Source organism: Paenibacillus sp. F024 (assembly GCF_057814255.1).
In genome coordinates this window covers 709,901-728,743 of the sequence record NZ_JBVASZ010000001.1, presented here as the reverse complement: position 1 = coordinate 728,743, position 18,843 = coordinate 709,901, and the positions used below count along the sequence as shown (strand labels likewise).

Below are 18,843 nucleotides of genomic sequence, written 5' to 3'. Positions count from 1 at the left end.
ATACAGCCTAATGTCTTTCGAGGTGAACGCTTTGCTGAAAAAGCTGATTCCACGTAAACAAGTGAATTCGATTTATGAAATAGAACTCAACGAATTATGGGAGCAGGGGTATCGGGGCATCATTACGGATTTGGACAACACGCTGGTAGGGGCCAAGGCGCCGCTTGCCACGCCTGAGCTGATCGATTGGCTTAAGGTAGTGGCGCAAGTGGGCTTTCAGGTCGTCGTCGTATCGAACAACCAGCGGACAAGGGTGACCAAATTCGCAGAGCCGTTATCTCTGCCTTTTATTTACCGTGCCAAAAAGCCTACAAGCGCATCATTTCGTAAAGCGCTGCAAATGATGAATCTAAAGGCGGAAGAAACCGTTGTAATCGGCGATCAAATGCTGACAGATGTGCTGGGAGGCAACCGGATGGGGTTATATACCATATTGGTTCTTCCGATTTCGCTAAGTGACGAAGGCTTTTTTACCAAGGTGAACCGCAGAATCGAGAAGGCGGCCTTAACGATAATGAAAAGGTAGGAAATTCATGACGGATCAAAAACCAATTAGAACGGATGCGGCTCACTGCGCAGGCTGCGGCGTGGCGCTCCAAACCGAAGACACCGAGAAGCTCGGCTATGTGCCGGAGCAGGCGCTGGCGCGAATGCCGGTCATTTGCCAACGGTGCTTCCGCATCAAAAATTATAACGAGGCTTCCAGCATTACCTTGAATCAGGATGATTTTCTGCGCTTGCTTACGCATGTAGGCTCGACCCAATCGCTTGTGGTCAATATTGTCGATTTGTTTGATTTTGAAGGAAGTATGATTTCGGGACTTCCGCGCTTTGTCGGAAATAACCCGATTGTGCTCGTGGTCAACAAAATCGATTTATTGCCGAAGGTGACCAACTATAACCGGATTTTAAACTGGGTGCAGCGTCAAGCGAAGGAAGCGGGACTGAAGGTTGTCGAGGTTGTGCTTTGCTCCGCAAAGAAAAACATGGGCTTTGAACGGGTCATTGAAGCGCTGGAAGAACACCGCCGCGGCCGCGATATTTATGTCGTCGGCGCAACGAACGTAGGCAAGTCGACGCTGATTAACCGGCTGATCCGTGATTACAGCGATCTGGATGCGGAGCTGACGACCTCGCAATACCCAGGCACGACGCTGGACCTTGTCCGGATTCCGCTGGAGGATGGCGCATCCATTATCGATACGCCCGGCATTGTATATCCTCACCGGCTTACGGAGCTTGTGAGCAAGAAGGATCTGATGAAGCTGATGCCGGACAAGCCGGTCAAACCTCTTGTGTTTCAGTTAAACGAGCATCAGACGATTTTCTTCGGCGGATTTGCGCGCTTTGATTTTGTGCAGGGAGCTCGGCAGTCCTTCACCTTCTATATATCCAACGCGCTGCAGGCTCACCGGACTAAGCTGGAGCGTGCGGACGAGCTGTACGAGGAGCATAAGGGCGGACTGCTTGCTCCTCCTGCGAGGGAAGAGCTGGACAAGCTGCCGAAGCTGGTGAAGCATCCGGTACGAATTCCGAAGGGCTCGGAATTGGATGTGTCCATTTCGGGCATAGGCTGGGTTAAAGTCAACGGCGATACCGGAGCGGACCTTGTCATCCATGTTCCTAAGGGTGTAAAGGTAGCCGTCAGGGAGTCGCTTATATAGCTTTTTGGCCGCAGGGGTTTGCAAGTGTTATCCAACGGGAGGAACGGGAAACGATGGGGAAGCATAAGCTGGACAGTCATACGATTTTGTATGGTGTTTTCGGGGATCCGATTCGTCATTCGAAATCTCCGATCATGCTGAACAGAGCGTTTGAAAAAACAGGAATCAATGCCGCTTACGGGGCGTTTCACATTATGCCGGGAACCTTGAAGGACGCGGTCGCCGGGATTCGGGCGCTTCAATTTCGGGGCGTCAACGTGACCGTTCCGCACAAAGTGGAGGTCATGTCGTATCTGGACGAGATCGATGAAGGCGCCCGTATCATCGGTGCCGTCAACACGATTGTGAACGAAGGCGGCAAATTGATTGGGTATAATACCGACGGTATCGGTTATATCCGTTCGCTCAAGGAAGAAACGGGTATCGATTTGAAAGGACGCAAGGTGCTGATGATCGGAGCGGGCGGCGCCGCCCGCGGCGTCGGTTACGCTTTGGTCAAGGAAGGCGCGGAGCACATCTACATTGCCAACCGGACGAAGGAGAAAGCGCTGGAGCTTGCGGCTTCCATGAACGGGTTCGGAAGCGTATCCGGCCATGGCTTGGACGAGGCGGGACAACTGGCAGGCGAGGCCGCGCTTATCGTGAACAATACGCTGCTGGGCATGTACCCGAATGTGGACGAGGTACCGATGGATGTGGCGCTGATCAAGCCGGATACGGTCGTCAGCGATTTGGTGTATAATCCTCTGGTGACCCGCTTTTTAAGAGAAGCCCGGGATCTTCGCGGAGCGACCGTTCACAGCGGCTTGGGCATGTTTATTTATCAGGGAGCATACGCGTTTGAATATTGGACCGGCATTCCGGCTCCGGTTGCAGCCATGCGGGAAGTGGTGGAACGGTCGTTTGAAGAGAATGCCAAATAAAGGAAATATTAGATTTCATCCATAGAATAGAGGTAGAAGGACAAGCATGCTAACAGGTAAACAAAAGAGGCATCTGCGCTCGCTGGCGCATCATTTGAATCCGATATTTCAAGTCGGTAAAGGCGGAGTGAACGATCATTTGATCCGCCATATCAACGAGGCGCTGGAAGTGCGGGAATTGATCAAGGTTTCCGTGCTTAACAATTGTCTGGAGGATCCCAAAGAAGTGGGGGCCGAGCTTGCCGAGGGCGCGGGCGCAGAGCTTGTACAGGTGATTGGGAAAACCATAGTGCTCTATAAAGAGTCCAAAGATCATAAAACCATCGAGCTACCGGTATAAGGCATTGCAAAATTAGCCGGGGCGGTTGATGCAAAGAGGGGGAGCCGGATGAAAATCGGCCTGATGGGAGGAACCTTTGATCCCGTTCATATCGGCCATTTGATTGCAGCTCAAAGCGTTTGTGAGGAGCTGAAGCTGGATGAGGTTTGGTTTATGCCTACATCCGTTCCGCCGCATAAGGACCAGGCTCCCGGCGCATCTGCCGAGCAGCGCTGGCAGATGGTATGCCTTGCCGTGGAGGGCCATCCGAGCTTCAAGCCATCGGATGTTGAGCTGCGCAAAGGCGGCGTATCCTACAGCATAGAAACCGTACTCATGCTCCGTTCGCAGCATCCTGAGCATGAGTTCTATTACATTATTGGAGCGGATATGGTACAGTATTTGCCCAAATGGCATAGAATCGATGAGCTGATCACGCTCGTGTCCTTTGTGGGATTGCACCGCCCGGGGTATGACACCGGAGATGATGAATTGCCTGATTGGATCCGTAAGGCCGTTCTGTCAGCCAGTATGCCGCAAATCGAGCTGTCCTCGACAGGGATCAGAAAGCGCCGCGCAGAGGGGCGGTCCGTGCGTTATATGGTGCCTGACCGGGTAAATGATTATATCGAGGTGAATCGTCTTTATGAAGCGTGAAGACATACTGGAATCGGTCCGCTCACAAATGCCGGAAAAGCGCTGGGTACATACGCTGGGCGTAATGGAGACGGCGGTCAAGCTGGCGGAGCGGTTCGGAGCGGATCCTATCAAAGCGGACTTGGCGGCTATTCTCCACGATGTGTGCAAGTATTGGCGGGTGGATGAGCAAGCGCGGATCATCCGGGATAACGGCCTGCCCCTTGATCTTCTGGAGTATGACAAGGAGCTTTGGCATGCGCATGCGGGTGCTTGGCTGGCTCATGAACGCTATGGCGTGCAGGAGGAAGAGGTGCTGGATGCGATTCGCTACCATACCTCGGGGCGGGAGCGGATGACGCTGCTGGATAAGGTCGTGTGTCTTGCCGATTACATGGAGCCTGGCCGGGACTTTCCGGGCGTGCATAATATTCGTGAAATCGCCGAATATAGTTTAGAGAAGGCACTGCTTGCAGGATTTGACGGAACCATAAGGTTTTTACTGGATAAGGGAAAACGGATATATCCGCTGACGCTGGCCGCCCGTAACGGTTTGATTGAAGAGCTGGAGCAGCAGGACAGTGAAGTAGTGCAGAAGAACTGAGACATTTGTCTATTTAAGGGAGGAAACCAGATGACGGTACAACCGGAGGAGCTTATGACGCTTGCGGTCGGAGCGGCCGAAGATAAAAAAGCGATGAACATCGTTACCCTGAATCTGAGCGGAATATCGCTGATTGCAGATTATTTTGTAATATGTCACGGGAATTCAGAGACGCAGGTGCAGGCCATCGCTACGGAAATCCGCAAGAAAGCGGAGGAAAAAGGAGTGCGGCTCCGCGGGCTGGAAGGGATGGATACGGCGCGCTGGGTGCTGATTGATCTTGGCGACGTGGTCGCTCATGTTTTCCATCGCGATGACAGAGAATATTATAACATTGAGCGTCTTTGGTCCGACGCGAAAGTGGTCGAGCGGGTATGAGACTGGAAGCCGGTACGATCCGGCGGCTGGAAGTGGCGAGGGAAGTATCGCCCAACGGCTATTTTTTGACCGACGGGACACAGGACGTGCTCCTGCATTACAGCGAAACGGTCGGGGAAGTAAAGCTCGGGGAGCAAGTCGAGGTATTCCTGTTTCATGACACGCAGGACCGGCTGGCCGCGACCATGCATAAACCGCTGATCCGGCTTGGCGAGGTGGCGCTGCTCGAGGTCGCGGATATTCATCCGCGCTTCGGATGCTTTTTGGAGATGGGGCTGGGCCGGCATTTACTGCTGCCGTTCAAGGAGCTTCCCGAGCTTAAGGAGCTTCGCCCCGAGGTGGGAGACAAGGTGTTTGTCGTGCTGGCTCACGACCGCCAAGGGCGACTGGTGGCCAAAACAGCGGGGGAAGAGCAGCTGAAAAAGCTTTGCTTCGATGCGCCGGCCGGCTGGCGCGGCACTTCGGTGGAGGCAAGGGTATACAAGCCTCTGCAGATGGGCACCTTCGTCGTCTGCGACGGCGGCGTGGTCGGCTTTGGAGTCATCGGCTTCATCCATTCCTCCGAACGGACGAGACTGCTGCGGTTGGGTGAGCGGGTCAAGGTACGCGTGACCTTCGTCCGTGAGGACGGGAATGTGAACTGTTCGATGCGCGAACGCAAGGAATCAGGACGGGATGAGGATGCGGAGAAGCTGCTGGCTTTCCTTCATGAGCGTCCGAACAAGGCCATGCCTTACTCTGACGAAACGCCCGCAGACCTGATTTCTCAGCGCTTTGGCATAAGTAAATCGGCCTTCAAACGCGCCATCGGCAAGCTGATGAAAGAAGGCTTGGTTTATCAGGAGGGCAGCTGGACTTATCTGAAGCAGGATCCGAAAGAGCCGGTTACCAAGTAGCAACGCTGCGGTACCGGCTTTTTTTGCTTGCGGCAGGACAATATCAGAAAGCTATGAAGACAAGGAGGTGAATGTCGTGGCTTACGAACGCTTCTCATATATATACGACCGTCTGATGGAGGACATGCCCTATCGGGAATGGATGGAGTTTTCCAGACAATGCTGGGACAAGTATGGTGTTCCCCGTACCGTCGTCGACCTTGGCTGCGGCACGGGAGCCTTGGCGATTCCGCTTGCGCAGCAAGGCTTCGAGGTGATCGGCATCGACCTCTCGGACGATATGCTGGCGGTCGCCCGGCAAAAGGCGGATAGCGTTCAGCGGCGCTCAGCATTTCCTGCCGGAGGCGGGCTGATGCTGCTTCAGCAGGATTTGCGCGATTGGGAGCTTGGCCGTCCAGTGGATGCGGTCCTCTCGTTTTGCGACTGCTTCAACTATTTGCTGGAGGAAGAGGATGTCGTACTGGCAATCAAAAGAGCCTACGCGGGCTTGAAGCCGGGGGGGTATTTTTGTTTGACGTACACACTCCTTATCAGCTGCAATCTTACGCCGAGTCCCAGCCTTTTATACTGAATGAGGATGATATTGCGTATATCTGGACCTGCGATTTTGACCCGGGACGCTGTGAAATCGAGCATGCTTTAACACTTTTCATCAGAGAAGGGGACATGCTCGAGACCGGATCGGACGATGCGGTGACCGAACGCTATCATCGGGTGGAGGAGCTGCATTTGCAGCGCGCATATGCTCTGGATTGGCTTCAAGAGAAGCTGCGGGAAGCCGGCTTCCGGGAAACGGCCTGCTATGGGGATTTTAAGTGGAAGGCCCCTTCGGAGGACACGCAGAGAGCGTTTTTTGTGGCGGTAAAATAGGATCAACCCGTCTTGGACTATTCGTGTCTAAGGCGGGTCGGGCTTTAGCAATCTATTTTTCTATCAACCGAAAAATCAGCTGTACTACGCATAGAATCATAGCCCAGAGGGGCAGCGACAGCATCATGCCGTTCAATAATCCTCGCATTGGTCATGACCTCCAAGAACACTTTTTAACCAGTATGGCCAAGAAAGTTTTTTGGAATCCCCATATATGGAATTTTAGAGCCTGAAGGTCGCTTTCTTCCTTATCGGACAGCTTGACACATAGGAATCGTTTTACATATAATGAAATTTAATTGGATTGTTAATAAGGCTGTGACAGAAAGCAGTAGCTGTATGCCATATTTCAGAGAGCCGGTGGTTGGTGGGAATCGGCTGTGGCCGTAGTGAACTCGTTCTGGAGCCAGAAGGTGAAGGATCATCGGAAGAAGGGTTGACTCCGAGACCTAGCCGGATCGTATTCCCTGCGTTAAGGGGCTGGAGTGGACAGGGGCAAAGCATGCCGGCTGTCAACTAGGGTGGTACCACGGGAAGCAAAGCTCTCGTCCCTAGCTAAGGCTAGTGGCGGGGGCTTTTTTGTTTTTATTTGAAGGAGGCATAATGTAACATGGCACAGGAATTCAAAGAACAGCAAGGATATAACCCGCTGGCGATTGAACCGAAGTGGCAGCGCTATTGGGAAGAGAACAAAACGTTTAAGGTATTGGATGACGACGCGAAGCCTAAATTTTATGCGTTGGACATGTTTCCGTATCCATCCGGTGCGGGACTTCACGTAGGTCATCCCGAGGGATACACAGCAACGGATATTGTATCCCGGTACAAAAGAATGCGCGGCTACAACGTACTGCATCCGATGGGATGGGACGCGTTCGGTCTGCCGGCGGAGCAGCATGCGCTTGATACGGGTGAGCATCCGCGCGAAATTACGATCAAGAACATCAACAATTTCCGCAGACAAATCAAATCGCTCGGCTTCTCCTACGATTGGGACCGCGAATTCAGCACAACCGATCCCGATTACTACAAGTGGACGCAGTGGATTTTTATCCAGCTTTATAAAAAAGGTCTTGCTTATGTCGATGAGGTGCCGGTTAACTGGTGTCCTGCGCTGGGTACGGTTCTCGCCAATGAAGAGGTGATCGACGGCAAGAGCGAACGCGGTGGCCATCCTGTCATTCGTAAGCCGATGCGCCAGTGGGTGTTGAAAATTACTGAGTATGCGGAGCGCTTGCTGGAGGATCTGGAGGAGCTCGATTGGTCGGAAAGCATCAAAGACATGCAGCGCAACTGGATCGGCAAATCCAAGGGCGCGGAAGTGACGTTTGCGATCGAGGGGCATGAGGGTGACAGCTTGAAGGTGTTCACGACTCGTCCGGATACGCTGTTCGGAGCGACGTACTGCGTTTTGGCGCCGGAGCATGAGCTGGTGGAACGCATTGCTACGGCAGAGCAAGCGGCTGCCGTGAAGGAATATCAAGAGCGCGCCGCCCGCAAGAGCGACCTGGAGCGTACGGACCTGGCGAAGGAGAAAACCGGGGTATTTACCGGAGCTTACGCCGTAAATCCGGTCAATGGCGGCAAAGTGCCGATTTGGATCGCCGATTATGTATTGGCAGGTTACGGAACGGGAGCGATTATGGCGGTACCGGGACATGACCAGCGGGACTGGGAGTTTGCTAAACAGTATGATCTTCCGATTATTGAAGTGGTGCAGGGCGGGGATCTTTCGAAAGAGGCTTATCCTGGCGACGGGGCGCATGTGAACTCCGGCTTCCTGGATGGGCTCAGCAATGAACAGGCTATCGGCGCCATGATTCAATGGCTTGAGGAAAACGGCAAAGGGCAGGGAAAAGTGACCTATCGCCTGCGCGACTGGCTGTTCAGCCGGCAGCGTTATTGGGGCGAGCCTATTCCGATTCTTCATCTGGAAGACGGTACGATGAAAACCGTGCCGGAGGACCAACTGCCGCTGCTGCTGCCGGAAGTCGACGAAATCAAGCCGTCAGGCACAGGTGAATCACCGCTGGCAAATGTGACGGACTGGGTCAATACCATTGATCCGGAAACCGGCATGAAGGCCCGCCGCGAGACGAACACGATGCCGCAATGGGCCGGCAGCTGCTGGTACTATCTGCGTTTTATCGATCCTAAGAACGACAAGGAAATTTGCTCTCCCGAGCTGCAGCGCAAGTGGCTGCCCGTCGATTTGTACATCGGGGGAGCGGAGCATGCGGTGCTTCATCTGCTTTACGCGCGCTTCTGGCACAAGGTCCTCTACGATCTTGGCGTAGTGAATACGAAGGAACCGTTCCACAAGCTGGTCAATCAAGGGATGATCCTTGGCGAGAACAATGAGAAAATGAGTAAGTCCCGCGGGAACGTCATCAATCCCGATGTTATTGTCAATGAATTCGGAGCCGATACTTTGCGCATGTACGAAATGTTCATGGGTCCGCTTGAGGCGACGAAGCCATGGAATGCCAACGGCGTCGAGGGTACTTACCGCTTCTTAAGCCGGGTGTGGAGACTGTTTACCCAGGAAGACGGCCAATTAAGCACGAAAATCAGCAGTGAGGAGAATACGGGCAGCGAAGCTTTCAAGCGGATTTGGCACCGTACCATTAAGAAGGTAACCGAGGATTTGGAGGCGCTGCGCTTTAACACGGCGATCAGCCAGCTGATGATCTTCGTGAATGAAGCCTACAAGACGGACCGTCTGCCGAAAGCGGCTATGGAGCACTTTGTGCAAATGCTCTCTCCGTTGGCGCCGCATCTTGCGGAAGAATTGTGGGAGAAGCTGGGTCATCGCAATACCGTTACGTATGAAGCATGGCCAGCCTATGATGAGGCATGGACTGTCGATAACGAAGTAGAGATCGTTGTTCAGGTGAACGGAAAAATCACCGAGCGCGCAACGGTTTCTGCCGAGGCCGACGAAGCTTCTATGCAGGAACTGGCAATGGGTCTGGATAAGGTGAAGGAAGCGATGGCAGGCAAAACGGTCCGGAAAGTGATCGTGGTCAAAGGCAAGCTGGTCAATATCGTCGTAGGATAAGCGCGCAAAGCATAAAAAACAACCGCACCCGGACTTCTGCGGGCACGGCGGTTCATAAGGAAAAGACGTGAAAGCATCGCGTTGTTCATTGACTTTGGTCCGGAAACAACAGGGCTTCCACCTTTTCCAAATCTTCTTCATATTTGGCATGAGTTGTGCGGATCAAGTCGTAAAAGACGCTGCACAGCTCTTTTTCCATTATACGGAGTCCTTCCTCTGTAATTCCGCCGGGTACGGCTACACGCTGCTGAAGCGCAGCGGGAGTAAAGCCGCCCGTGGTTAGCAGCTTGCCCGTCCCGAGCATCATTTCGCCGGCGAGCTGTGTGGCCTCCTTCTCCGAGATTCCGGTGGCGGAGACGGCTGCTTCAATATACTTTTGAATGAAAAAGGCCAGAAAGGCAGGTCCACAGCTGGACAAGTCGGAGGAAATTCGGGTATATTCCTCGGATACGCGGATCGGAGCGCTCACATGGGATAACAAGTTTTCAAGCCGTTCCTGATCCTCCGGCATCATCCGAGCTCCATAAATACAAAGCGTTGCGCCGCTGAGTGTATGGTTCGTAATGCTTGGAATCACCTTGGCGATTTTGCAGGGAAGCAGAGCTTCGAGATGCCGGATCAGCACCGGGCTGGTGATCGATACGATCGTTTGTTGGGGGGTCATCAAAGCTTGAATCTCGTCAATGACATGCTTGAATTCCAAAGGTTTGACGCAAATAAACAGCAGATCGGATTGAGAGGCGGCTTCCTTATTGGAACGGGCTGCGTGTAAGCCCGGATAGCTTGCTGCCAAACGCTCCGCTTTGGATATGGTCCGGTTGGTCACCACTATGTTGTCCGGACTCAAGGCTCCGGAACGGATGAATGTTTCAATGAGCATACTGCCCATGCTGCCTGTTCCGATGAAACCAACTCGCATGACGATCCCTCCTGAATAGTATGCAGCTTTCTTCATGTATATCAGAAAGGGAATGGATTTATGCATAAATTTACGAATAAAAAAGAGGTGATGGAATGAGTCTTGTGAAAAGGGGGGCGGGATGATGAGAATCGCTTTTTTAGCGCTGGCAGTCGGTCTTTCCGCCGGACTATGGATGATTTATCCTAAATTAGCGGAACCGCCGGCGGCAAGCTTCATCAGCGCCGATGATGAAATGCGCAGGCTGCTGCACGATCAAACGGAGCATAGGCTAAAGCAGCAGGTGGATTTAAGTCATCAACAGGAGGATAAGCCGAAGGAAACAAAGTCTCCGGAAACCAAAGACCCTGTATCGGAAACTCCAAATTCCGCATCGGGAGGAGACGAATCATCTGCCAAAACAGAAGTGGACAAAGACGATGCAGTGTTAGGAAAATTGAATCTCAACACGGCGACGGCAGAGCAGCTTGATGAACTGCCGGGAGTAGGTCCAAGCCGAGCGCAGGCCATTTTGGAGCTTCGTCAGAGGTTAGGCGGCAAATTTCGCTCTCCCGACCAGCTGCTTGAGGTCAAAGGAATCGGTAAGAAAACATTGGAGAAGATCAAACCCCACGTAACGGTAGGCCCTTAGCGGAGCATTTTTTCGAAATGCTTTTGTTTTTAAATGAAATGTGCGAAAATAGGTACGATTATCCCATTATATGTTATTTTAAAGGAGGACGTATTTGCATGTCAGAAGAACGCAAGCTCGCTTTGGAAACATTAGCTGTCCATGCAGGGCAAGAAATTGATCCTGCTACGATGTCTCGTGCCGTACCTTTGTACCAAACGACTTCCTATGGGTTCCGCGATACGGATCATGCGGCGAATCTGTTTGCGCTGAAGGAATTCGGTAACATTTATACCCGCTTGATGAATCCGACGACCGATGTATTCGAGAAACGCGTGGCTGCATTGGAAGGCGGGCTTGCCGCATTGGCGACTGCATCTGGACAAGCTGCCATTACGTACTCTATTCTAAATATTGCCGGAGCGGGAGACGAGATTGTATCGTCGGCCAGTTTATACGGCGGTACATACAACTTGTTCGCGATCACTCTGCCTAAGATCGGCATCAAGGTACATTTCGTTGATCCGGGCGATCCGGAGAACTTCCGAAAGGCGATCACGCCGAACACCAAGGCGGTATTCGCAGAAACGATCGGCAATCCGAAAGGCGATGTGCTGGATATCGAAGCCGTGGCTTCCATCGCTCATGAGAACGGTATTCCTCTTATCGTCGACAATACCTTCCCAAGTCCTTATCTGTGCCGTCCGATTGAACACGGTGCGGATATCGTCATTCATTCCGCCACCAAATTCATCGGCGGTCACGGTACATCGATCGGCGGGATTATTGTAGACGGCGGGCGCTTCGATTGGAAGGCAAGCGGTAAATTTTCCGGACTCACCGAACCGGACCCCAGCTACCATGGCGTTGTATATACGGATGCCGTAGGTCCGGTCGCATATATTATTAAAGCGCGCGTACAGCTGCTTCGCGATATGGGAGCCGCCATTTCTCCCTTCAATTCCTTCATGATGCTGCAGGGACTGGAAACGCTGCATCTGCGGATGGAACGCCACAGCTCCAATGCAATGAAGGCAGCAGAGTTCCTGGAACAGCACGAAGCTGTCGAATGGGTAAGCTATGCGGGACTGCCCAGCCATCCATCCTATGATTTGGCCCGTAAATATTTGCCCAAAGGCCAAGGAGCCATTATGACGTTTGGCATCAAAGGCGGCGCGGAGGCCGGACGCAAGGTGATCAATGCCGTGAAGCTGTTCTCCCACCTTGCCAATGTGGGAGATTCGAAATCGTTGATCATTCATCCGGCCAGTACGACTCATCAGCAGCTCAATGAAGAGGAGCAGGCAGCGGCAGGCGTAAGCCCCGGCATGATTCGGTTGTCGATCGGCACCGAAGCGATTGAAGATATCATCTACGACTTGAATCAAGCGATTCAAACCAGCCAGAAATAAGGGAGCGAGTCACAACATGATAGCCCGCAAAGATTGGGATACGTATTTTATGGATATCGCCTATATGGCGTCTACCCGTTCACGATGCAGCCGAAGACATGTCGGCGCGGTGCTGGTTCAAGGCAAAAAGCTTTTGGGAACGGCATATAATGGGGCCCCCTCGGGCGTCCCGGATTGCTCGGAGGCCGGCTGCATGCTGGTGGAAGAAATCGAGCTGGTGGCTGCAGAAGGTAAGGAGCACGTGGTCAAAAAACAGCGCTGCATCCGAACCATTCATGCGGAACAAAACCTGCTGCTGTTCACGGATCGTGAGGATCGGGAGGGCTCGGTCGTCTATGTAACCGATCAACCGTGCTGGACCTGCGCGAATATGCTGGCTAACAGCGGCATTGCAGAGATTGTGTATCACCGGGCTTATCCGAAGGATCATGACAAAGTAAGCGCCTTGATGAAGCAAAAAGGACTTTACTTCCGGCAGCTGGAGAAGTACGAGCCCCCTGCAAGCACGGTTTCGGAAGTAACCAATTAAATCACTGGAGGAAGAACCTCTTTTCGGACATGGTTAGCCATGTGTTCGGAAAGAGGTTCTTTGTTTATTGGCAAACCGAAGGGAGCTGACAGGTATCGGGATGACGGGAAGACCAGTTGTCATGCTCGCCCTATGCTGGACGATGGGGTATGCTTTAGCTTTTGTGTACCCGATGGCTTGGATGAATCTGTTTCTTACTTTGGGTGCAGGGATTTTTGGCGGTCTGATTCTGAGGCTTAAACCGACGGGTTCGGCCTGGATTTTAGGTGTTCTGATCGCTTTGGCCGCGGCCGGATGGTACGGTGAATATGATGCCGGCAACCGAAGTCTGATCTCGCTGGAGGCGGAGGAGATCAGCGGAGTGGCGTTTCAAGGCAGAATCATGACGCCGGTAGAGGTGGACGGAGACCGAGTTTCTTTCCAGGCGAAGGCGGAACGGGTATCGATCGGGGAGGGGCTTCCGCCGGAAAACGGAGGTCAAGGGGAGCATATTCAATTTTCGATCCGTCTTTTGGAGAAGGAGGAGCACAACGCCGCGGCGAATTGGCAAAGAGGCGATAGGATAGAACTGGAGGGGGGGCTATTTCGGCCGGGAGAAGCCCGCAACTTCGGGGGCTTTGATTACAGGCGGTATTTAAGGTTTCAGCACATTCATTGGCAAATGACGGCCAAAGGACTGGATGGAGTTAACGTGACCCCTCCGAAACCGGGAGAGTGGGGAGGGTGGCTGGCGCTTCGTGCTAACGACAGCTTCCGCGAGAAGCTTGCGGCCAAAGTGGAGCAGCTGTTTCCCGAAGAACAGAGCGGCTTTATGAAAGGGATGCTGATCGGTCTTGAGGATGATATCGACCCGGAGCTCTTCGATCAATTTTCACGGCTCGGACTTACGCATATCATCGCCATTTCCGGTTTAAACGTAGCGATTTTCCTTGCCTGCTTGATATGGGTCATGCGCGGTTGCGGTTTTACGCGTGAAACGTATTTACTTACGGCCATCGTTCTGATGCCTGTATATATTGCCGTGACGGGAGCGGCTCCTTCCATCGTGAGAGCGGGAATCATGGCCATGATCGGGTTATATGCGGCCTATCGGAACCGGTTGAAGGACGGGCTGCACATTGCGTTGATCGCCGGAGTTGGCATGCTGATGTGGAACCCTTATTATCTGGTGAACGTCAGCTTCCAGCTGTCTTATCTGGTGACGCTGGGGATCATTCTAGGTGTCCCGGCGATGAATAAGCTGCTTCCGAAGAAGCGGCCCAGGCTTCGCGATGCCGTCTCCATTACCGTGGTAGCGCAGCTCGTGTCGTTTCCGCTCACGATTTATTATTTCAGTCAGTTTTCGCTGCTTTCGTTCGCTGCTAATTTTTTTCTGGTTCCGGTGTTCAGTATGATCGTCATGCCGGTGGGAACGGCGGCGATGCTGCTGGCGTTTATTACTGCATTTCTCGCCAAACCGTTCGCTTGGATCGTGGAGCGGGTAAATGCGGTTCTGTTCTTTATGGTGGAGTGGTCCAGCCGCTTGGATGGGTTTCAGACCATTTGGCCAAGCCCCGAACCGGTTTGGATTCTGATGTATTATGGACTGTTGGCGCTGCTGGTCCTGATGCTGGTCGGGCAGCGTCTTCCTGAAGGGGCCGAGCCGCAGCCTATGCTGTATACCATGGCGGAGCAAAGAGGCAAGCTTCAGCTTCATCGGTGGACCCGATATGTGTTCCTACCGGCCGTGATCGTATGCTTTGCCGCCGTTTTGTGGACCGGCTATGATCCTAGGCGGGGGAAGCCGGAGGGCAAAGTGCATTTCCTCGACGTCGGTCAAGGAGACAGTATCTTAATCCAATATCCGGGCAGCGGAGGCTATCTGTTGATCGATGGCGGAGGGACCTTATCCTTTCGCAAGCCCGGCGAAGAATGGAGGCAGCGGAAGGATCCGTATGAAGTCGGCCGTAAGCTTCTCGTGCCGCTGCTCAAAAAACGCGGTGTTCAGACCATTGACGAGCTGATTCTAACTCATCAGGATGTCGACCATTTTGGAGGTCTACAGGCGGTTCTCGAGCAGATTCCTGTGAAGCGGCTGATTTTTAACGGGACGCTCAAACCGGTTCCCGGCGTGGAGAAGCTGTTCCAAACGGCGCTGGACCGCGGTACACAGCTTTTGGATGCGCGTGCCGGAGACAGGCTGGAGGCAGGTCCGGACACGGTGCTTCATTTTTTGTATCCGCTGCAGGAAGCTGACGGCTCGGGTCTGCGTTTGGAGCAGGACCAAAATCCCAGCTCCATCGTGTTTCTTATGGAGATGTCCGGAACGCGATGGCTGTTTGCGGGGGACATTGCTCAAGGGTCGGAACGAAAGCTGCTGGAAAGATGGGCGGCGACGGCGGCTGATGCAGCGGATTTGCTTAAAGCCCCGATCGATGTCTTAAAGGTGGCGCATCATGGGAGCAAGTCTTCTACCTCAGAGCTATGGCTGAGAGCATGGCGGCCCCGACATGCCGTGATTTCGGCAGGAGTCAATAATATGTATGGCCATCCGCATCCTTCCGTACTGGATCGTTTGACTGCGCATCGGGTCAGCGTTCACCGCACCGACCGTCACGGTGAGGTGCAGATGACCGTCCGCAACGGCCAAATTTATATGCGCACGAAATTGAAGGATTGAGATGCAGCACTGTGGGTTCATGGACTAGAGCCTAAATAGAGCATCAGTAAGATCTATTGACATATAAAAGCAAAGATGCTATTGTTTTATTTAAATTAATTCCTATAGGAATTATAAGGATTCGACCGGACAGCCGGAGACCAACGTTTTTCATGTTGAGTTTCCCGCTGTCTTTTTTTTTTCAAAATTCGGTTGAAAGAGGAGAGGCTTATGAATACTGAACCAAGACAAATGCATTTGGGTGCTTTTCTTTATTATGTCGGTCATCATATTGCAGCGTGGAGACATCCGGAGGCCGGCTCCTCGCGAATCCTGGATCTGAATTTTTATAGAGAGGTTGCCCAAACAGCGGAAAAGGGAAAGTTCGATATGATTTTCCTCGCCGACAATATCGTGCTCCCCAACGATACCGCTGTTTCCTATACGGCTTCTGTCAAGCCGGAGCCCATTACCTTGTTGTCCGCGCTTTCTGGTGTGACGGAATATATCGGATTGGCGGCTACCGTAACAACGACTTATACAGAGCCGTATCCTATTGCCCGAATGTTTGCGTCTTTGGATCACCTTAGCGGAGGACGCGCGGCTTGGAATGTGGTCACCTCCGCTTATTCCACCGAGGCTTATAACTTTGGCAAGGATAAACACCCGGATCACGGATTGCGGTACGAGCGGGCCAAGGAATACATTGATGTCGTCAAGGGTTTGTGGGACAGCTGGGAAGAGGGCTCATTAATCATCGATAAAGAATCGGGAATATTCGCCGACACCAGCAAAATTCATACGATCCATCATGAAGGCAGGTACTTTTCGGTCCGGGGTCCGCTTAATGTTTCCCGCACCCCGCAAGGCCGGCCCGTCATTATTCAGGCCGGCTCCTCTGAAGCGGGAATGCGGCTTGCCGCACAAACGGCGGAGGTCATTTTTACTGCGCAGCGCTCACTTGAAGACGCAAGGTCGTTTTATGCAAATGTGAAAAAACAATTGCATCTATACGGAAGATCGGCAAATGAAGTGAAAATTATGCCCGGAATTCTTCCTGTTATTGGTGCTACGCCTCAAGAGGCGAGGGCAAAGGAAGCTTATCTTCAGGAACTCGTTCATCCCATGGCGGGCGTAGGTCTGTTATCCGACCTTATGGATCATGATCTGTCGGTGTATCCGCTGGACGGACCGCTTCCTGAATTCGCTGAAACGAACGGAGGGAAGAGCAGATTTGATCTTTTACTCCAGATGGCTAAAAAAGAAAATTTGACTATAAGGGAGCTGAGCCTGCGAATAGCCGGAGCCCGCGGTCATCGCACCCTGGTGGGTACGCCCGGAATGATTGCGGATCAGTTGGAAGAATGGTTTGTCAACGATGCCGCTGACGGCTTCAATATCATGCCCCCTTATTTGCCCGGAGGATTGAATGAATTTGTGGATACGGTGATCCCTATCCTGCAAGAAAGAGGTTTATTCAGAAAGGAATATGCAGGACGATGGCTGCGAGACCACTTGGGACTCCCGATACCGCAAAATCAATTCAGTAAAACAGCGGTCCTGTAAGATTTATGAGAGGGGTGATTGCCTTGAGGGAAAAATCCATTCGAATTGAAAATGTCAACAAAACCTTTAAAACCGGCAAAGGCCCGCTGCCTGTATTGAAAAACGTGAATCTGGATATCGGCCAGGGGGAATTTATTGCTATTATCGGGCCGAGCGGATGCGGAAAAAGCACACTTTTGAAAATTATCGCCGGACTGGATAACGATCATATAGGCGCCGTATATCTGGGGGCGGAAAAAGTGAACAGCCCCAGCATGGAAAAGGGGTTTATATTTCAAGAGCATCGGCTTTTTCCTTGGTTGACAGTGGAGGAGAATATTGCGGCGAACTACTCTCTTCAAACGCCGGTGATCCGCAAAAAGGTTGTCGAGCTGTTGGAATTGACCCACCTCAAAGGCTTTGAAAAATCGTATCCCAAAGCTCTTTCCGGGGGGATGGCGCAGCGTGTTTCCATAGCCCGTGCTCTCCTCAGGGAGCCTCAGGTGCTGCTCTTGGATGAGCCTTTCGGCGCTTTGGACGCATTTACAAGATCCCATATGCAGGAAGCCATCCTCGAAATTTGGGAAAACAAAAAGACAACGATGATTTTCGTGACTCATGATATCGACGAAGCGGTATTTGTTTCCCAAAAAATTGTTATCATGGGAGCCAAACCGGGGATGATCCGTGATGTCATTCCAAATATGCTATCTTATCCTCGGACAAGAGCAAGCGAGTCTTTTCAACGCTTCCGCTTGAAGGTATTGCAGGAATTTGAAAAATGGGAAAGTGTTCCTTTGGTTGAAGGGGCAGGAATTTAATGCATGGGGGAAAAGACAATGAAGCTCAAGAAACGGATCTTATTTTTACTTTCATTTATCATCATGCTTTCTATTACGGGATGCGCAACAAAAACAAGCAACGAATTCGAAGAAAATATTACGGTAAATATCGGTTTTATTAAAACAGTCTCTCCAGCCTATCTGGCAAAAGAAAAAGGCTTTATCGAGCAGCAGTTCGCCAAAAAGGGAGCAAAGGTCAATTGGATTGAATTTCAAACCGGTCCTGAAGAATTCGAGGCCATGTCCGCCAATCACATTGATTTCCTGGCATGCGGCAATACCCCGGTCATTGTGGCTCAAGCCGCAGGTATCGATTTTAAAATCATTTCGTTATACAGTACAGGACTCAAAAACAATGTGGTATTGATTCCAAAAGACAGTCCGATGAAAAGCATTCAGGATTTAAAAGACAAAAAAATAGCGGTTGCCAAAGGCAGCACCTCTTACAATCTGATTTACCGGACGTTGGATCAGGCGGGGCTGAAGCCGTCCGATGTGAAATTAATTCAATTGGCGCCTTCCGAAGCGAAGTCTGCATTTGAGAACGGGAATGTGGATGCATGGGGGATTTGGGAACCGTTCATCAGTACGGAGATCGCCGCCGTCGGAGCTAAGATTCTGGTATCCGGTGAGGATCTGCGTATGCCGAGCCCGAATTTCGTCGTAACCAGCACCAAATTTGCCGGCGAGCATCCGGAACTCGTGAACCTTTATCTAAAAGCGCTGGATGAAGCCGTAGCTTGGCAGGAGAACCATCTTGGCGAGGCCGTAGACCTTTATGCTTCCGAGTTTAAGCTGGACAAAAGCATTGTAGAGAATATTGTGAAAAATACGGATTTCCGTAACGATCCGATGCCGGATGACTATATGAAAGAACACCAGATAACGGCGGACACGCTGTATCAGCTCGGCGGAATCAAAAATAAGGTTGAGGTGGCCAAGGTGATTGACAATACGTTTATTACCGGCGTGAAAAATAAATCTAAAACAAACTAGC

17 protein-coding genes, 1 pseudogene and 1 other annotated feature are annotated in these 18,843 nt (G+C 52.0%); of the genes and pseudogenes, 17 read left to right on the top strand and 1 reads right to left on the bottom strand.

What is annotated here, in order from left to right; translation table 11 throughout:
• The first annotated feature begins 31 nt into the window (after positions 1-31).
• From ACZYR9_RS03595 to leuS, 10 genes and pseudogenes are all read left to right on the top strand, one after another.
• The gene (locus ACZYR9_RS03595; RefSeq protein ID WP_488977062.1) at positions 32-526 is read left to right on the top strand and encodes a YqeG family HAD IIIA-type phosphatase; all 495 of its coding nucleotides are present in this window, start codon (positions 32-34) and stop codon (positions 524-526) included.
• A gap of 7 nt (positions 527-533) precedes the next feature.
• Positions 534-1,664, top strand: coding sequence for a ribosome biogenesis GTPase YqeH (yqeH, locus tag ACZYR9_RS03590; protein ID WP_488977061.1), 1,131 nt, complete (start codon positions 534-536; stop codon positions 1,662-1,664).
• 53 nt (positions 1,665-1,717) lie between these two features.
• Positions 1,718-2,587: a shikimate dehydrogenase gene (locus ACZYR9_RS03585; RefSeq protein WP_488977060.1), complete on the top strand. Its 870-nt coding sequence runs from the start codon at positions 1,718-1,720 to the stop codon at positions 2,585-2,587.
• A gap of 46 nt (positions 2,588-2,633) precedes the next feature.
• Positions 2,634-2,927, top strand: coding sequence for a ribosome assembly RNA-binding protein YhbY (gene yhbY / locus ACZYR9_RS03580; protein WP_488977059.1), 294 nt, complete (start codon positions 2,634-2,636; stop codon positions 2,925-2,927).
• A gap of 48 nt (positions 2,928-2,975) precedes the next feature.
• Entirely contained in the window at positions 2,976-3,563 is a 588-nt protein-coding gene (locus ACZYR9_RS03575; protein ID WP_488977058.1) for a nicotinate-nucleotide adenylyltransferase, read from the top strand.
• Positions 3,553-4,146, top strand: coding sequence for a bis(5'-nucleosyl)-tetraphosphatase (symmetrical) YqeK (gene yqeK / locus ACZYR9_RS03570; RefSeq protein ID WP_488977057.1), 594 nt, complete (start codon positions 3,553-3,555; stop codon positions 4,144-4,146). Before ACZYR9_RS03575 ends, yqeK begins: the two co-directional genes overlap by 11 nt.
• Before the next feature lie 30 nt (positions 4,147-4,176).
• Positions 4,177-4,524, top strand: a complete 348-nt coding sequence (gene rsfS / locus ACZYR9_RS03565; RefSeq protein ID WP_488977056.1) for a ribosome silencing factor — start codon at positions 4,177-4,179, stop codon at positions 4,522-4,524.
• Positions 4,521-5,420 (top strand): CvfB family protein, encoded by a 900-nt coding sequence (locus ACZYR9_RS03560; RefSeq protein ID WP_488977055.1) that lies wholly within the window; start codon positions 4,521-4,523, stop codon positions 5,418-5,420. Before rsfS ends, ACZYR9_RS03560 begins: the two co-directional genes overlap by 4 nt.
• A gap of 115 nt (positions 5,421-5,535) precedes the next feature.
• Positions 5,536-6,290: pseudogene (locus ACZYR9_RS03555) on the top strand (class I SAM-dependent DNA methyltransferase).
• A gap of 309 nt (positions 6,291-6,599) precedes the next feature.
• Positions 6,600-6,846, top strand: a binding site (T-box leader).
• 54 nt (positions 6,847-6,900) lie between these two features.
• Positions 6,901-9,351: a leucine--tRNA ligase gene (gene leuS, locus ACZYR9_RS03550; protein ID WP_488977054.1), complete on the top strand. Its 2,451-nt coding sequence runs from the start codon at positions 6,901-6,903 to the stop codon at positions 9,349-9,351.
• A gap of 85 nt (positions 9,352-9,436) precedes the next feature.
• Here the strand turns inward: leuS and comER are convergent, their stop codons facing one another.
• Positions 9,437-10,270 carry a late competence protein ComER gene (gene comER / locus ACZYR9_RS03545; RefSeq protein ID WP_488977053.1) on the bottom strand — a complete coding sequence of 278 codons (834 nt, stop codon included), beginning with the start codon at positions 10,268-10,270 and terminating at the stop codon, positions 9,437-9,439.
• Between the two features lie 121 nt (positions 10,271-10,391).
• Between comER and ACZYR9_RS03540 the strand changes: the two genes are divergently transcribed.
• The 7 genes from ACZYR9_RS03540 to ACZYR9_RS03510 all read left to right on the top strand — a co-directional run bounded on the left by ACZYR9_RS03540 (position 10,392) and on the right by ACZYR9_RS03510 (position 18,842).
• Positions 10,392-10,901, top strand: a complete 510-nt coding sequence (locus tag ACZYR9_RS03540) for a ComEA family DNA-binding protein (RefSeq protein WP_488977052.1) — start codon at positions 10,392-10,394, stop codon at positions 10,899-10,901.
• A gap of 98 nt (positions 10,902-10,999) precedes the next feature.
• A complete protein-coding gene (locus tag ACZYR9_RS03535) occupies positions 11,000-12,292 on the top strand; it encodes a homocysteine synthase (RefSeq protein ID WP_488977051.1) in 1,293 nt (430 codons plus the stop codon).
• Positions 12,293-12,308: 16 nt separating this feature from the next.
• Positions 12,309-12,821 (top strand): deoxycytidylate deaminase, encoded by a 513-nt coding sequence (locus tag ACZYR9_RS03530; RefSeq protein ID WP_488977050.1) that lies wholly within the window; start codon positions 12,309-12,311, stop codon positions 12,819-12,821.
• Positions 12,822-12,888: 67 nt separating this feature from the next.
• Positions 12,889-15,480, top strand: a complete 2,592-nt coding sequence (locus ACZYR9_RS03525; RefSeq protein ID WP_488977049.1) for a DNA internalization-related competence protein ComEC/Rec2 — start codon at positions 12,889-12,891, stop codon at positions 15,478-15,480.
• Between the two features lie 210 nt (positions 15,481-15,690).
• Positions 15,691-17,025, top strand: a complete 1,335-nt coding sequence (locus tag ACZYR9_RS03520) for an LLM class flavin-dependent oxidoreductase (protein ID WP_488977048.1) — start codon at positions 15,691-15,693, stop codon at positions 17,023-17,025.
• A 23-nt stretch (positions 17,026-17,048) separates the two neighbouring features.
• Positions 17,049-17,825, top strand: a complete 777-nt coding sequence (locus ACZYR9_RS03515; RefSeq protein ID WP_488977047.1) for an ABC transporter ATP-binding protein — start codon at positions 17,049-17,051, stop codon at positions 17,823-17,825.
• An 18-nt stretch (positions 17,826-17,843) separates the two neighbouring features.
• A complete protein-coding gene (locus ACZYR9_RS03510; protein ID WP_488977046.1) occupies positions 17,844-18,842 on the top strand; it encodes an aliphatic sulfonate ABC transporter substrate-binding protein in 999 nt (332 codons plus the stop codon).
• Position 18,843: the final 1 nt, after the last annotated feature.